Raw genomic sequence first — 18,046 nt, forward strand, 5'->3', positions numbered from 1 at the left:
TTTCCTGCTTCGCGGCTCATGAAAAGGCAATCCACAAAAGTAAGCATAAAAATTCAAACAGCCAGCGGCGAAGGGGAGAAAACGGGGGCGAAGAACGGCCGGGGCGGGGCATATATTTGAAAAATGTGCAACTGAAACATAAAAATATCCATTGCGGCAGGGGGTGGCGCAGCGGTAATTTTGCATAAAATATTTCTATGAGAAACACACTCAACATTGACAACACAAAAAATGCGAATCTTGGCCTCCTGCTGCTGAGAGTGGGCATAGGGGTACTGTTCTTTATTTTCGGCTGGATAAAAATTGCCGGCGGCGAGCCCGTTTGGACCGGGGTAGGCGGCGCCATGAAGTTCATAGGCATCAGCGCATGGCCTGCTTTCTGGGGCCTGCTGGCCACCATTGCCGAATTTGCCGGCGGGTTGCTGCTCGTTTTCGGGCTGTTCACCCGGTTTGCAGCGCTCTCCCTGGTTATTACCATGATAGTGGCCGTGATCCTGAAAGTAAGCCTGGGCGGCGGGCTGGTGGAATATTCTTCTCCCCTTACCATGCTGCTGGTCAATATCTTTTTCCTGCTGTACGGTGGCGGGGCGTACTCGCTGGACAATTACTTCCGCCAGCGCAGGCAGCTGGCCGCATAAGGTCAAAAACCGCATAAAAAAAGAGGGTGCGCCATTGATGCACCCTCTTTTTATTGATAAGCCGCCAGGCCTACTTTTCCTTCACCAGTTCCCCGTTCCGCAGTACAGGCAGCACATTGGCGCCGTCTGGCGTAAGGCAGAAGCGGATGTCTTCTTCAAGGCCATACCGGGCCAGGCGCTGATAGTGGGAAGCCTTTTTCATGAACCCGAACAGATCGTTCCCGGCGCTTTGGTAAAGGGTTTCCGCAGCCAGGGCAGAATCGCAGTTCACATCAAAATGCGCTTTGATACGGCTTACCACCGCCCCCGCAAAAAGCGTGTCTTCCATATTGACCCGGTCTTTCCACGCGGCGCAGCCCAGTATAACGGGCTGGCCCTGGGAAATAAGGTATTCGCAAACGGCGGAAATGTTGGGAAAAGAACCGGTGATGATCTGCACGGCATCTTTTGCCATATGCAGCAGCTTGGTACCGTTGGTGGTGGTGAGCACCAGCACTTTGCCGGCTATGAACTCTTCAGGGTATTCAAAGGGGGAGTTGCCATGCAGCAGCCCGTCAGCAATTTTCCCGTCCCGCTCGCCCGCCGTAATGGCGTTGAGCTGGCGGCCAATATTGACGCATTCTTCCACAGTTGCCACGGGAATAACTTTGGCCGCACCGTTGTGCAGGGCGGTACAGATAGTGGAGGTGGCCCGCAGCACGTCAATAATTACCACAATACTGTTCTTCACGTCGAACAGGTGCAGGAGGGCAGGTGATAAACATACTTCCAGCCTCGGTTTAATGATCTCGCTCATTCTTTCATCTTTATTTTTAGTCAAGGATCACCCGCCACTTCTCGCTCTCCGCGTACTCCTTGATGATCTTGTTGCGCAACTGCAGCAGCCGTTTCATGTATTTCCTGAGATAGAGCCTTTCCAGCCACCGGCCCATGCGGCCGTAAGGCGTGCCAAACTCCATAATGTCTATTACAATGGTGCCGTTCTCGATCTCCTTGAAATGGTGCTCATGTTTCATGAAGGTGAAATCGCCTTTTTCCATTTCATCGCAAAAATAATGCGGCTTTTGCATGGAAGTGATCCGCGTGGTGAGCTCCCGCATTTTGTTCAGGTGCTTTGCGCGCCAGGTGACCGTTTCATTCAGTTCGATCAGGCCGCTGGTCCTCCCCCGGATGGCTTCTTCCTTTAAATGTTCCATACTGCGCTTGTGCAGCGTGATGCTCCGGCTCAGGTCAAATACCCTGGGCAGCGGCGCGTGAATAACCGTGGTGAGATGAATAAGCGGCATAGCAGTATACAGTTTAAGATATGGTACGATGGTTGAACGGTTTTCAATAACGCTGCACCTCTCCGCCACATTGCAAAAGCACCCCGGTTTATCCCAGGAAAGGCGCTTTCACCACTTTTGCCTTCAGCAGCTTGTCCCGCACTGCAATATATATCTCCGTATCCAGTGTTGCAAAGGCTGTTTTCACATACCCCAGCCCAATGGCCTTTTGCAGCGTGGGAGACTGTGTACCGGAGGTAACGCGGCCTATCAGGTTGCCTTCCCCGTCTTTTATCTCGTAATCGTGACGGGGAATACCCTTGTCTACCATTTCAAACCCTACCAGTTTCTGCGGCAGGCCCGCTGCTTTCTGTTTTTCCAGGATGGGGCGGGCGGTAAAGTCTTTGGTGAACTTGGTGATCCAGCCCAGGCCGGCTTCCAGCGGGCTGGTGCGGTCATCTATATCATTCCCGTAAAGGCAGAAGCCCATTTCGAGGCGCAGGGTATCCCGCGCGCCCAGGCCTATGGGTTTGATACCTTTGGAGGCGCCGGCAGCAAAAATAGCATCCCACACCTTGTCTGCGGCCCCGTCCTTATCTTCAAAATATATTTCCAGCCCGCCCGCGCCGGTGTAACCGGTGGCGCTGATCAGCACATTGTCTACCCCCGCAAAGGTGCCCTTTACAAAGGTGTAGTACTTGAGGTTTACCACGTCCTGATCTGTAAGGGACTGCAGCACGCTGGTGGCATTAGGCCCCTGTATGGCCAGCAGGCAGGTTTTATCGGAAATATTGTGCATTTCCACACCTTTGGTGTTGTACCGGCTGATCCACTCCCAGTCTTTTTCAATATTGCTGGCGTTCACCACCAGCATGTATACCTTGTTCTCTTCAATGCAATATATCAACAGGTCATCCACAATACCGCCTTCATCATTCGGCAGGCAACTGTACTGCGCCTTGCCGGCCGAGAGCTTGGAGGCGTCGTTGCTGGTAACACGCTGAATGAGGTCAAGCGCATTTTCTCCCTTCAGGATAAATTCTCCCATGTGGCTCACATCAAACACACCCACACTGTTGCGCACGGCCGCATGTTCATCATTAATGCCCGTATAGGAAATAGGCATGTTGTACCCGGCAAACGGCGCCATTTTGGCTCCCAGCGCAATGTGTTTTTGTGTAAATGGTGTGTTTTTCATGTTATTATCGCTTGTTTTGTTGTATCCCTTTTCAAGGCCCGGCAAATTTAGTATTTAATTTGAGTATTAAACAAAGCGGGGCGGCCAGCCAGACAATCCCGTGATAAACCGTATTTTTGCGGCAAAACTCCCGGCAGTGAAAAAGATATACCTTTTGTGCCCGCTTGTTTGTTTAACGCTGGCAGCATACCCGCAAAGGAAAGCAGACCGCAAAACTATCAGCAACCTGCAACTGCATGTGAATTACCTGGCCAGTGACAAGCTGGAAGGCCGGCGTACCGGCACTCCCGGCGAGCAGCTGGCGGCAGCCTACATTGCAGAACAGATGAAGGCCGCGGGTCTCAGCCCCAGGGGCAGCGAAGGCTACCTGCAGGTGTTCACCGTGCGGGAAGGGAAAGAGGCCGGCCCTAAAACACGGCTGCTGGTCAACCAGCAGCCCCAGGCCGCAGATCGCTTTATACCCCTGCCTTTCAGCGCTGAAAAAGCCGCCAAAGGAGAAGTGCTGCCGGGCGTGAATGACCTGGACAATGTCTGGCTAATAGACGTGAAAACGGCGGAAGACATGAACCCCCATGCCCCCATGGAGTTTTACATCAAGAAAACAAAAGAGGCCAAACAGAACGGCGCCACCGGCGTTATTTTCTTCAATGGCCCGGAAAATACACGCGAAGTAACCCGCTGGCTGGATGAAAAAACCAGCCCGCAGCCCATCCCCGCCCTGTGGGCAGGGCCGGAGCTGAGCAAAACGTTCAGCGCAGATGATGCCAACGGCTTCCAGGTAGACTTTGAAGTGGATTTCAAACCCAGTAAAAGAACAGGTACCAACGTGGTAGGCTATATTGACAATGGCGCACCTGCCACTGTTGTACTGGGCGCCCACTATGACCACCTGGGTTACGGTGAAGACCATAACTCCATGGCCCCTTCAGAAAAGGCCATACACAACGGCGCGGATGACAATGCCAGCGGTACCGCGGCCCTCCTGGAGCTGGGGCGCCTCCTGAAAAGCTCCGGCCTGAAAAAGAACAATTATGTGCTGGTGGCCTTCTCCGGCGAAGAACTGGGCCTGTTTGGCAGCAAATACTTTGTGGAAAACGGCGGTATTGCCGCCAAAGACATGAACTATATGGTGAATATGGACATGGTGGGCCGCCTTACGGACGATAAAGGATTGCAGATAGGCGGCATCGGCACATCGCCGGCGTGGGGACCCATCCTCAAAAGCACCGTACCTTCCTCCATCAAGGTAAGTTACGACTCTTCCGGCACCGGCCCCTCAGACCATACTTCGTTTTACCGGAAAGATGTGCCCGTGCTGTTTTTCTTCACCGGCACACATACGGACTACCACAAACCGGGAGACGATGCCGCCAAGATCAATTACGACGGCAGCCTCAAAATAGTGAAGCTGGTATACAACATTGTGGAAAAAACCAACGGGCAACAGAAACTGGCCTTTTCCAAAACGCGGGAGCGGCAGATGAGCAACACCCGCTTTTCCGTTACGCTTGGCATTATGCCTGATTACACCTTTAGCCAGGGCGGCGTGCGGGTAGAAGCCGTGTCTGACGGCAAACCCGCGCAGAAGGCCGGTATAGCGCCCGGAGACGTTATCTTCCAGCTTGGCAGCAACGCAGTCAGCGATGTAGAATCTTACATGGGGGCGCTTTCCGCGTTTAAGGCCGGGGATAGTACTACCGTAAAAGTAAAGCGCGGAAAAGAAGAGAAGGTATTTGATATCCATTTTTAAACGCGGTTTTTATAACTTGCGGTATGCGTTATCTTTTACTTTCCCTGGCTGTACTGGCTGCCTGTAATCCCACCCGTGAGAAAACAGACACCAGCCGCTATGAAGTGATCAGTGAAAAATGTTTTGTGCTGCGCGAAAAACACTCCACGGCAGACAGTGCTGTGAATGCCGGCCGTGACAGTATTATCCGCTACCTGCAGCAAAACAACTTCCCGGCAAGATACGTGCAGAAAGACAGTCTCCTGTTCCGCCGCGCCAACGCGCTGGAAGTGGAAATTGTATTGCCAACGCCGCGGGATGCCTGGGAATCCAATACCATCATTGTATTTGATCCGCAAAAAAATCCGCTGTTCGTGAACCTCCGCAAGGGCACGTCACAGGTACAGCAGTACATCAGCGGGCAATAAACCAGAAAACTCTTATCCCTTGCCAGTTCATCAACACATCAGGGTGACGGCAGACGCCGTAGTGCTGCGCTTTACTTCCAAAGAAGGCATGAAGGTGCTGCTCAGCAAACGAAGCATTCCTCCGCACATTTTCAAATGGGGCCTCCCCGGCGGCTTCATTCGTAACGACGAGCCGGTGGAAGACGCCGTACACCGGGAAATACGGGACGAAACGGGCCTGCGTGTCAATTACCTGGAACAGTTCCGCACCTTTGGCGAGCCGGAGAGAGACCCTCGCGGCCGCGTGCTTTGTGTGGCGCATATCGGGCTTATCAAACCCTCGGCTACCAAACTCGTTCCCGGCGCGGGCAACAAGGAGGCCCGCTGGTATCCCGTACGCGAGCTGCCCCAGATGGCATTTGACCACGATGTGGTGATTGCCGCCGCTCTGGACCACCTGCGCCTTAAAATGCGCAACGAACCCCTGGCGTTTGAACTGCTGGATGCCAAATTCCCCGTATCCGAACTGGAAAAACTCTATGAATGGCTGTACGACCGCTCGGTAGACCGCCGCAACTTCCAGAAAAAGATCCATAACCTGGGCCTGCTTACCACCCAACAGGAAAAATTGAAGCACCCCCTGCAGGGCCGCCCGGCACAATTATATAGCTTTAACCGGGAGCGGTTCATAGAATTGAGGGAGAAAGAGTCATATATTGAGATTTTTTCTTAACATGCTGATTATCAATTTTAAGAGCTTTTTACACAAAAAAATTTGCCGGCGCTAAGAGACCGGCATTTTTTTGTGTGCCTCTTACAATAAAGTCGCTATGCATTAGCGCAAACCCTTATTCATGCTGATTTTCATTAGAATGGGCCATTTGAAGGAGGTGTAAGTGAAAAATGAAGCTCCCGGGGCCGGGCGTACGAAGAATGGTTTCCGCAACTCACATTCTTTCTTGGTAGTACGCTAATAAAACACCCGGCTATCAGCACGGGCCGGGCATGCGAAAGATCAGTTGTCCACAGCCAGTGCTGTATCCACGCAGCCGGTCGCTAACAGGCCGTTCCAGCGCCCATTAACGTCTATTTTTCCGCCTCAAGTGGGGGTACTACGCCGCAGGCGCGTTATGTATAAAACCGGAAACTTTGCTCTCGGTACAGGGCCAAAAGCCCCCCTCAGCGGGCCGTTTCCGTATTTCAGCTTTTTTATGGATATTGCAAACCTATGCGGAAAGAGATAGCAGTGCTTAGTTTTTGTATGCTGGCGGCCCCATGCCTAAAGGCGCAGGATTCCGCACGGTTAAAAGATGGCCCACCGGCCGTTCCTTTTGAAAAAGACACCCTGAAGCGACGCAGTTTTTTTACGGTGCCGGTTTTGGGGTATTCCCCGGAAAAAGGGTTTGAGTTTGGCCTGGCGTCACTTTACTCCTATTACGGGGACAAGCGGAACCCCTCTCCCGATACCCGCAATTCCACCCTGGCAATGCTGGCTACTTTTACCACCAATCACCAGTTCAAGCTGAACTTCCAGTCAGACAACTGGACCCGTAATAACGACTATCATATCAAGACCAACCTCCGCTATCATAACTTCCCGGTGTATTACTACGGCCTGGGAGATACCACCCGGTACAATAACCGTTCCCTCATAGGCAATAAACGCTACAAACTGGCCGTGGAAGCGGAAAAACGTGTTACGAGCCACTTTTATGCGGGTTTGTCCGTTACCTATCAGCACGATGTGTATACAGCAGATAACGACAAAGGCGTATTCCCGGAAAGCGAACTGGTGGACAAAACCGGCGGCTATGCCACCTTCCTGGGCGTGACCGGCGTGTATGATAACCGGGACAACCAGAACTATTGTACCAACGGCACCTACGTGCGTTTCAACGCGGCCTACGCCCCGTCTTTCCTGAGCAAACACCCGCTGTGGCGCTTTGAGTTAAAAGCTAGCCAGTTTATACCGCTTACGCACAAAAGCACGCTGGGCCTGAACGGTTATGCACACAGCCTCCAGGGGAACACGCTACCTTTTTACCTGCTGCCGGAGCTGGGCAACGATAATATCATGCGCGGCTACTACACCGGCCGCTACCGTGACCAGAACTACCTGGCGGCCCAGGCTGAATACCGTTATTTCATTGACCCAAAAATGCGCATCAAGCTCTGGTTCGTTGACCTGCGGCCCACCTTTGCACTGGCCGGTTTTGCCGGCACCGGCACGGTGTTCGAGAACGGAGGGTTTTCCTTCTCCCGCCTCAAACCCAACTATGGGCTGGGCATCCGGTATTTTTATGACAAGTCTGCACGCATCACTGTGCGGCTGGATTATGGCTGGGGCGAAAAGAGGCCGGGAGAAAAAAGGCAATCAGGATTTTACCTTTCACTTTCAGAAGCATTTTAGACGGGAAAAGCGCGCCTGGGCTTGCCGCCTGTTTCATTTGCCATGCAGGTAGCGGCAAAAAGAAAGGCCGCCTTGCGGCAGCCTTTGCAGAATATCGTATTTAATTATTAACGTTTTACGTACTTCACCATGGCGTACAAAAACATCAGACCAAACAGGATGATGAAAAACCAGGCGCCATAATGGCCGATTTTATTGCCGATCTCATAAGCAGAGAGTAAAACGTTCAACAACATGATATACAGTTTTAAGAATTTTCAGGAGGCAAGTTAGCGCTTTATGCTCAAAAACACAAAATACCGGTGGAATTTCGCCCGGAAGAACCATCATATCATTTTGCCTTTTCTTTGGACATGATCTCTATCAATTTGTATTCATAAGCGCCGATGTCTTGTATACGCGGGTCACGCGGAATGCGGTTTACACGCAGCTTGTAAATATGCCCTTTTTCAAAGGTGAGCCCTTCTATTGGTTCCATCAATTTTTCCCAGGCGCCTGCAACAGGGGTGGCAGGCTTCTCTCCATACTGCACTTCATAACATTTTGTTTTGCCGAAGCCGGGCCCACGGTCGCACTCACCTTCGCTTTTCACCCAAATTAGCAGTTCCTTCACAGCAGGTGTGGGCTGTTCTTTTCTTACCAGCGTCAGCCCGTCTGACCCATAATTGCTCCCTTCATAACGAAGACTTTCACCATCCGGCTGGAAATAGAGCGTATCTTTCTCCGGGTTGCCGCTGCCTACGGTTACCAGTGTTATCAGTATGCCCCCATCGTTCTGCACAGACCAGTTGCCCATTTGCAAAATTTCGGGCGTACCGTTCAGGTAATCCGTGGTCATTTGCACTTCCGCCGGCGCGCGGAGGGTTAGCGCAATAAGGCGGCCGGGGCTGGAGGCGGCAGGGAGGCTGGCCTCATAATAACCTTCCGGGGTAGATGCGGCGGTGGTAATAACCTGCGTACTGTCTGCCGCGCCAGGCTGGCGGCTATTCTGACATGCCGCCAAAAGCAGGGGTACAGCCAGCAGCAACAATCGGATGTTTTTCATATGATGGGTTTACCGGAATTACAACAACAATGGGGCCATTGTGTTTAGCGGTTTGCTGCTATTTCCTTCGGCTTGCTAAAGTACAAGGAAGTCTATCACCAGGCTGCATACGTTGCCATTTTCCGCCAGGCCCCAATACGCCGGATAGATACCGTCTCCATACCCGGTGTGGAACAGGATCACATTGGAAGACGGGGAAGACGGGAGATGGAAGGCGGTGGCAAGCCCCCCGTTGCTGGAGAAGGCTTCCGCAAACAGGGAAGTATATACGTCTCCCTCCGGCTGCTCCTTGAAAAAACGCTCCAGGTAACGGAAAAAATGTTTCTGCGCCTGCCCGTCACACAAACATCCAATGCCCGCGTCTGTTGTAAAGCCATGCCATGCATGCTCACTGCCAGACAAGGTCTGGCCGGGCAGCAAGGCCAGTTCCCATTGTAAAGGCCGTTCTTCCGAAAAATTCATTTTGAGCAATGCATTCCTTTTGCTCCCGTTGTTGCCGGCCACCAGCATGGTAACGGGGTATTGCCCGGGCGGTACACGGCGGGTATAAGGCTGCGCATTATGCAGCCCCAGCAATGGATCACACGCCACTACAAAACCACCTGGCATAGCCAGTTTGCCCAGGTAACAGCTTTCCAGCCCTATGCCATGCACTACCGGCTGTTCAAAGAACAAGCCGTAGTCCAGCGGGGCATAGCGGACGTACCGTGTTTTGTATCTTTTCCAGAGCTGTTTAAAAAAATTCATGTGGCACGTTTGAAGCCAGGCCTTTTGACGGTGTTATGCTCCAACAGTCAAAAGGCGATCTATACTGGCCAAAGGTTTCATATCCATTCTCTCTGTCTGGAGCCCGGCGAGGTTGATCCGGTTGGGGCTACGGGGCACAAAAGTACCGTACCGGTCTCAACATGCCAGCTAATTATTTATATTTATTTTTTTACATTTTATATTTATTGTATATATTTGTTGCTGTATTAAATACAGATACATACAAGAGGCCGAACAGCCAGGGAAAAACCTATACCATATATTTACAATTGATTAACAATCAGGGCGTTAACAGAAATTTTACTTTGTTAAAAGCGTATTTACAAAATCAGGTGGTAATTTTGCATCCTCTACTATATGCTGTATCTAATTACGGTTTATCCATCCCTTTGAAAAACCCATCTGGTAGTATTTTGAACCGTAACCTCCGCTAAACCACCAGAAAATCAATTAGTTAACTTTTTAATTACTCAGACACATGAATTCTGTATTCGTGCGCCTCTGCGCAGGTATTGCAATCGTTTGCATCTTAATGTCAGGATGCAGTAAAGAACCGCTCACGTCCATCATTCCGCCGCCGCCCGTTCCCATAGAAGACACTACTTTTATCATGAACAACCCGGTCAACAAGGATATACTGCTGGCACTCGTCAACGAAGTACGGGCCAAAGGCTGCAATTGCGGTGACACGTTGATGCCGCCTGTAGCGCCCATCCGCTGGAACACCGCACTGGAAAGGGCTGCCTGGCTACATAGCACAGACATGAAAGCGTATAATTATTTCAGTCATAAGGACCGGGAAGGCAACAACGCCGGCAAACGCATTGCGCGCATGGGTTACCAGTGGCGCGCATGGGGAGAGAACATTGCGCTGGGAGTGCTCAGCGAGCGTACTGTGGTAGAAGGCTGGTTTAAAAGCGTTACGCACTGCAAAGTGCTGATGGATAATAATTTCTCGGAAATGGGCGTGGCAAAAGTGGGTAACTTCTGGAGCCAGGAAATGGCCAGTCCGAAAATCCTGCACTAGCTTCACAGTATATTGATTTATAATTTGTTATTTTCATTAACATCTTTTTTGCAGGAAGGGCGCTAGTTTATTCAAACCGGCGCCTTACCTTTATACCGCATGAAAATGCTGTAATATTTAACCCTCTCCTCTGAAAAAGCCAACGTGCTTTAACCTCTTCCTATCAAGAACCCGGTACTAACAATTTTGATGATTAACTGGGATTCTAATGTCTGTTAAATTGAAGCGTTTTACCCCCTTTGCTTTTTTACTGCTGGCCGTTGCCTGCACCAAAGAAGCCCCCGTACAACCGGAACCCGCACCAGAGGAGCCGGGCACGGTAGTAGTGATAGAAAACAATGTGAATAAGGACCTGCTGCTGCATATGGTGAATGAAGTACGCTCACAGGGCTGCAATTGCGGCAATTCCGTAATGCCCCCGGTGCAGCCGCTTTCATGGAATATTTTGCTGGAGCTGGCTGCCGCCAAACACAGTAAAGACATGGTAGACCGCAAATACTTTTCCCACACCAGCCCTGATGGCGCCACCCCGCAAGCGCGCATTACCGCTGCCGGTTATAAATACTCCTGGTCTGGTGAAAATATTGCCTCCGGCTTTTCAAAGGAAGCGGAGGTGATCAGCGGCTGGCTGAAAAGTGAAGGCCATTGCAAAAACCTGATGAGCGCCAACTATAAGGAAATGGGCGTTGGGCGCGCAAATGGAGTGTGGACGCAGGTATTTGCCGCGCCCGCCGGCAAATAGATAGATAGTCAGGGCGGCGGCATTTTGTGCCGCCACAGGCGCCAGAGATAATAAACGTACCCGGCCAGGCTTAATACCAGCCACGTGTAAAAGAGGAACATCCGCAGGGGAGTGGATTCTGCCGGGTCCGCAAACCCCAGGTACAACCCGAAAAAGATATTGATCAGCATCCAGAACATGCCGATAAACACGGTGCGGACAATCTTGATAAAAAACTGCAATAGTTGCCAGTCAAAATTGTCTTTGGGTTCTTCTTCCATCCTATAAAGTTACGGAATACAGAGTTTCATGAGGTCTGCGCTATCTCCCCGGAATACATTAAAATCTACCGTAGTACGGATACCGTTTACCCGGCCAATATCGCTATGCTGCCAGAATACCCAGTTGCGGGCGCTGCGGGGCTTGTCTTTCTGATAATAATGGGCTACCCACAACGGGTAATCGTCAAACTCCTTGCCCAGGTACTTTTCGTAAAAGTGAATGTTGGTATAAATAATGGGTTTTACGCCATAAGCCTTTTCCATTTCTTCCAGCCAGATGCGGGCGGTGCTGCGGATAACGGCCGGCGGCTGGTTGTTATGCACTTCTACGTCCAGCACGGGCGGCAGGTCTCCTGTTTCCAGCTGCACCACATTTTTAAAGTTAATGGCCTGCTTTACAGGGTCACGGGTGGAATAAAAAAAATGATACGCGCCCCGCACAATGCCGGCTTCCTTGGCTTTTTCCCAGTTGCGCTGAAAAGTGGCATCCTGTCTTGTAATGCCCTCCGTGGCTTTGATGAAGGCAAAGGAGATCCGGATGTCATCTACCTGCATCTGCCTCACGGCGCGCCAGTTCACGTTACCCTGGAATTTGGAAATGTCTATGCCATGGATGGAGTAGTTGACCGGTATGTCTATTCCAAATTCTTCATACCGCACAAACTCCAGCGGCGTGCCGGGCCTCAGCCACCACCAGGCGGCGGCACCGGCCAGTGCCATGCATATGATCAAATAAACAAAGGGGCGGGCGCGTTTACGTGTAGCCATGCTCTATGGGTATCCTATGAAAATCAGCAGCAAGTATAGGGCAATTTTTTGTGCTATGCACGAAAGGCCGGATTGTTGTTGTAAATTTATGCTCCTAAAGAACATTGTACATGCCCAGACCGAACATTAACGATGCGCTCAACTTCCTGTCCAAATTCACCTTACGCCGCGGCTGGAACGCCGGAAAGGTGCTGGGCAGCTACTATTGGAGCAAATGGACGAACAAGCCTGTACAGTGGGGGTTTCCCATTTCCATTTCCTTTGAGCCCACCACCTCCTGCAACCTGCGTTGCCCGGAGTGCCCCAGCGGCCTGCGGGCGTTTACGCGGCCAACAGGCATGCTGCAGAACGATTTTTTCCGTAAAACGATTGATGAGCTGCACCGTGACCTGCTGTACCTCATCTTTTATTTCCAGGGAGAGCCCTACCTCAACCCGGCGTTCCTTGACATGGTGCAATACGCTTCCGAAAAGGGCATCTACACCGCCACTTCCACCAACGCGCATTACCTGACAGACGAGAACGCCCGGAAAACCGTGGAAAGCGGGCTGGACAGGCTCATCATTTCCATAGACGGCACTACGCAAGACGTATACACGCAATACCGCGTGGGCGGCAAGCTGGACAAAGTGCTGGAAGGCGCCCGGAACATTGTGAAGTGGAAAAAAGAGCTCAATTCCAAAAAACCCTTCGTTTTCTTCCAGTTCCTGGTAGTAAAGCCTAACGAGCACCAGATAGAAGATGTGAAAAAACTGGCGGCTGAAATAGGGGTAGATGAAGTGCGTTTCAAAACCGCGCAGGTATATGATTATGAAGAAGGCAACCGGCTTATCCCTACTATAGATAAATACTCCCGTTACAGCAAGAACGAAGACGGTACCTACGCCATCAAGAACAAACTGGGTAACCATTGCTGGCGGCTCTGGCATTCCCCGGTCATTACCTGGGACGGGCTGGTGGTGCCCTGCTGTTTTGACAAAGATGCCCAGCACCGGCTGGGAGACCTGAAAAGCAGCAGCTTCAGCACATTATGGCATAATGATAACTATGTGCGTTTCCGCAGCCAGATACTGAAAGGGCGCAAGCATATTGATATTTGTGCCAACTGCAGCGAAGGCACCAAGGTGTGGGGTTAAAAAAAGACGCGTCAATCCGCGCCTCCCTGTTGCTGCTTCGCTGCTTTCCTGCGGTGGCGCTTGCCGCGTATGTTATTGAACAATTTAATGCCCAGGCGTACGCCAATAAACTCTATAGCCGTCATCAGCGCAGACGTTAGCACTGATTTTGCCGCACCGCTTTTCCAGGCGGTTTTTGCAATGCCGCCTACAATGCCCATTACGCCGCTATTAGCAATACCGGGCACTACGGTGTTCATGGCCATGGACCTGTAATTGCCCTTCAGGTAATCCAGCCTTTCTCCCAACTCGTTTTCAAGACGGCGTGTTTTTTCCTGCAGGCGCTGGATCTCCACATCCAGCTGCTCCATGTTTTTTACTTTGACTTTAGGCATGAGAAGGTGTGTATGAATAGATCATCAAGGTATCATTTTATGGTTGCGGCCCGCCGTTACCCGGCAGCCTGTTGTCTTTCCTTTTCTTCTCTCCGCATTTCCTTCTTTTCTTCCCTGCGCTCATCCATTTCCTCAATTTCCTCTACCAGCTCCGCCGCCAGCAAATTGGCCAGGGGGCGCTGTATGAGGCTTTTGCGGAAGAGGATGATGACGATGAAAAGGATCACGAAAAAACCTGCCGCGCAGGAAAAACCAATGGCAAAACTGTTCGTCATTTCCCCGATCCAGAAGCCAACTACCATTCCCAGGAAAACAATCACAAAAAAGAACAGCAGGAAAGCCATTATCAGCGAAAAGAACAAACCCAGCGCTTTAGACAGCTTTCCGGCCGCCTGTAACTTGATCAGATCAAGGCGGGTTTCCAGGTAATTCCTGGCCACCTTGCCCGTCTCTGAAAAATAGTTGGAAAAATTATCTTCCATGCAAGTGAATTTAAAAAGATGCTCAATGTAACCTTTAAGTTAATTCATTTTCTATAGCATCTTCGAATTGCTGCTTTTTAGCACGGAATTTATCTTTCAACTTGCCGGTCTGGTACCGCAGCTTTTCTACCAGCTCGTCTTTCTTGTCTGAGTTGAGAAAGTAGCCAACAGCTACGCCTACAGCGGCCCCTACAATAAAAGATACCACCGCTTTTGAACTTCTGCTCATAGTTTAGAGTTTTTAAAATGTGAAAGATTCGGGTTCAAGGGAGTACGGGGTGTTTCCTGCTCCGCAATAATGGTTACAAACTTTGTTCCATAATTGTTCAAATGATGCCAATAATGGAAAAAACGGCCATATAATACCCTGTGAGCCTCATTTCCCTGACCTAATGGCATACTTTGTGATCTTTCAGAAATCACGTAGGTTTGAATCCATTACCAAATTACCGCTATGAGCTACCTGGACAATGAACGCCTCAAACAGATCGTCTTCCTGCTGATCATCGCCTTCCTGGGCATTTTGCTATTCAAGGAGCTGTACGCCTTTTTCCCCGGCTTCCTGGGGGCTGTAACCCTGTACGTGCTTTCGCGGCGGGCCATGTTCAGGTTGGTGGAAGTGCGCAAATGGCGCAAGAACTGGGCGGCGGCGCTTGTCATGGTGCTTTCTTTCCTCATCATCCTGCTTCCTATCAGCATGCTGGTAAACATGCTTACGGCCAAGGTAACATATGCCATCACCCACTCCTCTGAACTGATAAAAGGCATTGAAGCCATCAATGCCCGCCTGCAGGAAAGTATGGGCATAGACCTGATGACGGATGACCGCCTGCACAAGCTGCAGGAGTATATTACCAACGTACTGCCAGGCTTTGTGGGCGCCACTTTCAACACCCTCACGGCCGTGGCCATCATGTATTTCATCCTCTATTTTATGCTGGTAAATGCCCGGGAAATGGAGGAAGCGCTATACGAGTATATTCCTCTCAAAGACGAGAACGTGGAGTTGCTGGGAAAAGAAATGAAGAACATGGTAGTCAGCAACGCCATCGGCATACCCCTCATCGCATTGATCCAGGGCGTGGTTTCCCTTATCGGCTATCTTATTTTTGGGGTGCCGGAGGCTGTTTTCTGGTTTGTGGTAACTTCGTTTACCGCCATGCTGCCCATTATTGGGGCGGCCGCGGTGTATGTGCCCATGGGACTGTATATGCTCAGCGCCGGAGAAACATGGCAGGGCATTGCCGTACTGGCTTATGGCTTTGGTGTAGTAGGCACGTCAGACAACCTCTTCCGGATGCTGCTGGCCAGAAGGATCGGGGATGTACACCCGCTTATCACCATTTTTGGCGTTATTATCGGGGTGAGCCTGTTCGGTTTTATCGGACTGATCTTCGGGCCGCTGCTCATCTCCCTTTTCATTGTGCTCATCCGCATCTATTCCAACGAATATCTCGTGAAAAAGCGGGAGGTGAAGATCGTAAAGACCCATCACGCCAAGGAAAAGAAAATGAAACAACAACCGGGGGAATAATTCCACATTTTGTTGCTCAACCCTTGTAGTAATTGTTTTCCGCCACGTATTTCCAAACAGTGTCAGGTACCATGTAGCGGACAGACTTACCTTCCTGTATCCATTTGCGGATGTTGCTGGAAGAAATGTCCAGCATAGGGGCGTCTACCACCGTTACCTTGCCGCCGTAGGTATCTTTTACCTCATGGCCCGGGCGGTTATAGATGTAGATCTCATAGTTGGCCAGCAACTGCTCATAGTTTTTCCAGCGGGGAATGTTCTGAAAACTGTCACTGCCCATGATCACCACAAACTGCTGGGTAGGGAACTTCTCCGTCATGTACGTAAGCGTATCTATAGTGAAAGAAGGACGGGGGAGGGAGAACTCTATATTGCTCACCCGCAGCCGCGGCTCGTCCTGCACGGCCATTTCCGCCAGGTGGAAGCGATGGTGCTCATTGAGCAGGCTGGAAGAGGCTTTCAACGGGTTATGGGGTGATACCACCAGCCATACCTTGTCCAGGTCCGTATGATAAGCCATGAAGCTGGCTATGATCAGGTGCCCGGTATGTATAGGGTTGAAAGAGCCGAAATATAATCCGATTTTCATGGCGGCAAGATACAAGAAAATGTTACTCCAGCGGCTTGAAATGCTCAAACACCTGCCCGCAGTCTTTACAGAAATGGATGGCCCGGCATAGCGTGGAGCCGAATGGCGAGCGGAGGTACGTATTTCTGCTGTGGCAGTGCGGGCAGGGTGTTTGCAGCAATATTTCCGAGTAGGCCTCTCCGTTATGCACCTGCGGCGGCGCTATGCCGAAGTTCAGCAGCTTCTCCCGCGCTTCGGGCGTCATGCGGTTGCTGCTCCAGTGCGCCACCCTGTCTATTTCAACCGTAACAGGTACATGCAGCTCCTTTTCCAGCACGGTGACAATATTGCGGCGAATGATCTCCACGGCGGGGCAGGCGGCAAAGGTAGGTATCATTTTTACCAGCACGGCGTCTGCCGCCGGTTCCACGGTAGTGATCATGCCCAGGTCCAGCACGTTCAGCACCGGTATTTCCGGGTCCATCACCTGCTCCAGCGCTTTGTAGATCTGTTCCCTGTTTACCATATGGCCTCCGGGTCTGTACGGAATACGGCCCCCATTTCGTCCAGCAGGGGCTGCAGGTATTCCGTGTGATATCCCCGGCGGCCGCCGTAGGCGGGCGTTACAGCCTCCACGCCGGGCAGGTTGAGCCCTGCCGGGGAGAGAATATTGTAAATACGGTCCAGCCACTCTGCCTGCAGCGCTTTTTCCCCGGGATATACGCCGGCGGCCATCAGCTCTTCCTCTCCTTCCTGCGGCTCAAACAACCCCAGCGCCAGCGGGAAGCAGCGGTTGAGCGCCGCCTGCATGCGGGCATAGCTTTCGTCTCCGGCCCGGCAAAGTTGTGAAACCCAGGCATTGGCGTGCAGCAGATGGTACTTGATCTCTCCTTTCAGCTTGCGGGCCAGCGGTTGCAGGGGGGCAAAGGTGCTTTGTTCCAGCCGGCCGTACCGTACGGCTTCCGCATGGTCAAACAAAAAATGCCGCAGCAGGCTGAAGTCATATTCCCCGTTCGGCTGCTCTGCCAGGTGGCAGCAGCGGTAATCTTTTTCATTGCGCAAAAAAGCAAAGTGGTCAGGGTCGCTACCACCCAGGTCTTCCTGCAATATGCGGTACAATGCCCAGGCATGGCCTATCTTGTCTTGCGCCATGGAAGAAAAAGCGATGTCTTCTTCCATGACCGGCCCCAGGCCCGTCCATTCCGAGTTGCGGTGGCCCTGTATCAGGGCGTCATCTGCCATGGCGGTAAGCAGGTTGTTGATAGCATGGCTCATTCCTTTCCTGATTTTTTGTAGCGGTTGATCTTTTCCATTACCTTGAAACCGCTGGCGTCCCGGTAGGTTTTTTCCAGGTTGTTGGCAAACATGTCTTCATCTTCCGTGTTGAAGGCCAGTATGTCTGCGCTACGCACCACCCAGAGGTTCACACACTTCTTGCGGCGCCCGAATTGTTCCTTGGCAAACACCAGCGCCAGTTGTGCGTTGGGGGCATGCACGCAGCCCACATGTTCGTGATGGGCGCCCCGTTTTTCCTGGTGAAATACTTCAAACACATTCCAGTTCTCCCCGTCACGCACTACTACCGGGTCACCTGAAATGCTTAACTGCAGGCGGTTTACGCGTGGGTCTAATGATTGGTTGTTTTCCATTGCAGGTAGTCTTTTTATGCTGTGGGCATATCGGGCGACATGTTCC

24 protein-coding genes are annotated in these 18,046 nt (G+C 51.5%); 9 read left to right on the forward strand and 15 right to left on the reverse strand.

All coding sequences use genetic code 11. The features are described from left to right. Window positions 1-197: 197 nt before the first annotated feature. Window positions 198-638 (forward strand): DoxX family protein, encoded by a 441-nt coding sequence (locus tag D3A97_RS07250; RefSeq protein WP_119077712.1) that lies wholly within the window; start codon window positions 198-200, stop codon window positions 636-638. A gap of 70 nt (window positions 639-708) precedes the next feature. Here the strand turns inward: D3A97_RS07250 and D3A97_RS07255 are convergent, their stop codons facing one another. The 3 genes from D3A97_RS07255 to gcvT form a co-directional block, all read right to left on the reverse strand. Next, window positions 709-1,434 (reverse strand): 2-phosphosulfolactate phosphatase, encoded by a 726-nt coding sequence (locus D3A97_RS07255; RefSeq protein ID WP_119077713.1) that lies wholly within the window; start codon window positions 1,432-1,434, stop codon window positions 709-711. 16 nt (window positions 1,435-1,450) lie between these two features. Next, window positions 1,451-1,924 (reverse strand): SRPBCC family protein, encoded by a 474-nt coding sequence (locus D3A97_RS07260; protein WP_119077714.1) that lies wholly within the window; start codon window positions 1,922-1,924, stop codon window positions 1,451-1,453. A gap of 88 nt (window positions 1,925-2,012) precedes the next feature. After that, window positions 2,013-3,101 (reverse strand): glycine cleavage system aminomethyltransferase GcvT, encoded by a 1,089-nt coding sequence (gene gcvT / locus D3A97_RS07265; RefSeq protein WP_119078474.1) that lies wholly within the window; start codon window positions 3,099-3,101, stop codon window positions 2,013-2,015. 136 nt (window positions 3,102-3,237) lie between these two features. Between gcvT and D3A97_RS07270 the strand changes: the two genes are divergently transcribed. The 4 genes from D3A97_RS07270 (at window position 3,238) to D3A97_RS07285 (ending at window position 7,647) form a co-directional block, all read left to right on the forward strand. Beyond that, complete coding sequence (locus D3A97_RS07270) at window positions 3,238-4,851, forward strand: M20/M25/M40 family metallo-hydrolase (RefSeq protein WP_157986396.1); 1,614 nt, start codon at window positions 3,238-3,240, stop codon at window positions 4,849-4,851. Between the two features lie 23 nt (window positions 4,852-4,874). Further along, a complete protein-coding gene (locus D3A97_RS07275) occupies window positions 4,875-5,258 on the forward strand; it encodes a hypothetical protein (protein ID WP_119077716.1) in 384 nt (127 codons plus the stop codon). 19 nt (window positions 5,259-5,277) lie between these two features. After that, on the forward strand, window positions 5,278-5,970 hold the full coding sequence (locus tag D3A97_RS07280; RefSeq protein WP_119077717.1) for an NUDIX hydrolase: 693 nt from the start codon (window positions 5,278-5,280) through the stop codon (window positions 5,968-5,970). Between the two features lie 645 nt (window positions 5,971-6,615). After that, window positions 6,616-7,647, forward strand: a complete 1,032-nt coding sequence (locus D3A97_RS07285; protein ID WP_157986397.1) for a BamA/TamA family outer membrane protein — start codon at window positions 6,616-6,618, stop codon at window positions 7,645-7,647. Between the two features lie 107 nt (window positions 7,648-7,754). Here D3A97_RS07285 and D3A97_RS25230 read toward each other — a convergent pair whose 3' ends face one another. From D3A97_RS25230 to D3A97_RS07295, 3 genes are all read right to left on the reverse strand, one after another. Beyond that, window positions 7,755-7,883 carry a hypothetical protein gene (locus tag D3A97_RS25230; RefSeq protein ID WP_262697034.1) on the reverse strand — a complete coding sequence of 43 codons (129 nt, stop codon included), beginning with the start codon at window positions 7,881-7,883 and terminating at the stop codon, window positions 7,755-7,757. Window positions 7,884-7,978: 95 nt separating this feature from the next. Continuing rightward, window positions 7,979-8,692 (reverse strand): DUF4377 domain-containing protein, encoded by a 714-nt coding sequence (locus tag D3A97_RS07290; RefSeq protein ID WP_119077719.1) that lies wholly within the window; start codon window positions 8,690-8,692, stop codon window positions 7,979-7,981. A 75-nt stretch (window positions 8,693-8,767) separates the two neighbouring features. Further along, on the reverse strand, window positions 8,768-9,439 hold the full coding sequence (locus tag D3A97_RS07295) for a DUF4241 domain-containing protein (RefSeq protein ID WP_119077720.1): 672 nt from the start codon (window positions 9,437-9,439) through the stop codon (window positions 8,768-8,770). Window positions 9,440-9,992: 553 nt separating this feature from the next. Between D3A97_RS07295 and D3A97_RS07300 the strand changes: the two genes are divergently transcribed. Both D3A97_RS07300 and D3A97_RS07305 read left to right on the forward strand, forming a co-directional pair. After that, window positions 9,993-10,487, forward strand: a complete 495-nt coding sequence (locus D3A97_RS07300) for a CAP domain-containing protein (protein ID WP_157986398.1) — start codon at window positions 9,993-9,995, stop codon at window positions 10,485-10,487. A gap of 208 nt (window positions 10,488-10,695) precedes the next feature. Further along, complete coding sequence (locus tag D3A97_RS07305; RefSeq protein ID WP_119077722.1) at window positions 10,696-11,229, forward strand: CAP domain-containing protein; 534 nt, start codon at window positions 10,696-10,698, stop codon at window positions 11,227-11,229. Window positions 11,230-11,237: 8 nt separating this feature from the next. Here D3A97_RS07305 and D3A97_RS07310 read toward each other — a convergent pair whose 3' ends face one another. Further along, a complete protein-coding gene (locus D3A97_RS07310; protein ID WP_119077723.1) occupies window positions 11,238-11,489 on the reverse strand; it encodes a hypothetical protein in 252 nt (83 codons plus the stop codon). 9 nt (window positions 11,490-11,498) lie between these two features. Continuing rightward, window positions 11,499-12,257 (reverse strand): glycoside hydrolase family 25 protein, encoded by a 759-nt coding sequence (locus tag D3A97_RS07315; protein WP_119077724.1) that lies wholly within the window; start codon window positions 12,255-12,257, stop codon window positions 11,499-11,501. Between the two features lie 110 nt (window positions 12,258-12,367). Between D3A97_RS07315 and D3A97_RS07320 the strand changes: the two genes are divergently transcribed. Then, window positions 12,368-13,393: a radical SAM protein gene (locus tag D3A97_RS07320; RefSeq protein WP_119077725.1), complete on the forward strand. Its 1,026-nt coding sequence runs from the start codon at window positions 12,368-12,370 to the stop codon at window positions 13,391-13,393. Between the two features lie 11 nt (window positions 13,394-13,404). Here D3A97_RS07320 and D3A97_RS07325 read toward each other — a convergent pair whose 3' ends face one another. From D3A97_RS07325 to D3A97_RS07335, 3 genes are read right to left on the reverse strand one after another with little or no spacing between them, the layout of a single operon-like run. Further along, complete coding sequence (locus D3A97_RS07325; RefSeq protein WP_119077726.1) at window positions 13,405-13,767, reverse strand: hypothetical protein; 363 nt, start codon at window positions 13,765-13,767, stop codon at window positions 13,405-13,407. A 56-nt stretch (window positions 13,768-13,823) separates the two neighbouring features. After that, window positions 13,824-14,249, reverse strand: coding sequence for a hypothetical protein (locus D3A97_RS07330; RefSeq protein ID WP_119077727.1), 426 nt, complete (start codon window positions 14,247-14,249; stop codon window positions 13,824-13,826). A 34-nt stretch (window positions 14,250-14,283) separates the two neighbouring features. Next, window positions 14,284-14,478 carry a YtxH domain-containing protein gene (locus D3A97_RS07335; RefSeq protein ID WP_119077728.1) on the reverse strand — a complete coding sequence of 65 codons (195 nt, stop codon included), beginning with the start codon at window positions 14,476-14,478 and terminating at the stop codon, window positions 14,284-14,286. 225 nt (window positions 14,479-14,703) lie between these two features. Between D3A97_RS07335 and D3A97_RS07340 the strand changes: the two genes are divergently transcribed. Then, window positions 14,704-15,783: an AI-2E family transporter gene (locus D3A97_RS07340; protein ID WP_119077729.1), complete on the forward strand. Its 1,080-nt coding sequence runs from the start codon at window positions 14,704-14,706 to the stop codon at window positions 15,781-15,783. A gap of 16 nt (window positions 15,784-15,799) precedes the next feature. On the opposite strand, the gene nadD is transcribed toward D3A97_RS07340, so the two are convergent. The 4 genes from nadD to D3A97_RS07360 are packed head-to-tail and all read right to left on the reverse strand — an operon-like array spanning window position 15,800 to window position 18,000. Then, window positions 15,800-16,372 (reverse strand): nicotinate (nicotinamide) nucleotide adenylyltransferase, encoded by a 573-nt coding sequence (gene nadD, locus D3A97_RS07345; RefSeq protein WP_119077730.1) that lies wholly within the window; start codon window positions 16,370-16,372, stop codon window positions 15,800-15,802. Window positions 16,373-16,394: 22 nt separating this feature from the next. After that, on the reverse strand, window positions 16,395-16,877 hold the full coding sequence (gene paaD / locus D3A97_RS07350) for a 1,2-phenylacetyl-CoA epoxidase subunit PaaD (RefSeq protein ID WP_119077731.1): 483 nt from the start codon (window positions 16,875-16,877) through the stop codon (window positions 16,395-16,397). Next, the gene (gene paaC, locus D3A97_RS07355) at window positions 16,871-17,626 is read right to left on the reverse strand and encodes a 1,2-phenylacetyl-CoA epoxidase subunit PaaC (protein ID WP_119077732.1); all 756 of its coding nucleotides are present in this window, start codon (window positions 17,624-17,626) and stop codon (window positions 16,871-16,873) included. The genes paaD and paaC overlap by 7 nt, the downstream gene beginning before the upstream one ends. After that, entirely contained in the window at window positions 17,623-18,000 is a 378-nt protein-coding gene (locus tag D3A97_RS07360) for a 1,2-phenylacetyl-CoA epoxidase subunit B (protein ID WP_119077733.1), read from the reverse strand. Before D3A97_RS07360 ends, paaC begins: the two co-directional genes overlap by 4 nt. Window positions 18,001-18,046: the final 46 nt, after the last annotated feature.

Origin of the sequence: Chitinophaga alhagiae, assembly GCF_003568665.1 — a bacterium.
GTDB classification, from domain to species: Bacteria; Bacteroidota; Bacteroidia; order Chitinophagales; family Chitinophagaceae; genus Chitinophaga; species Chitinophaga alhagiae.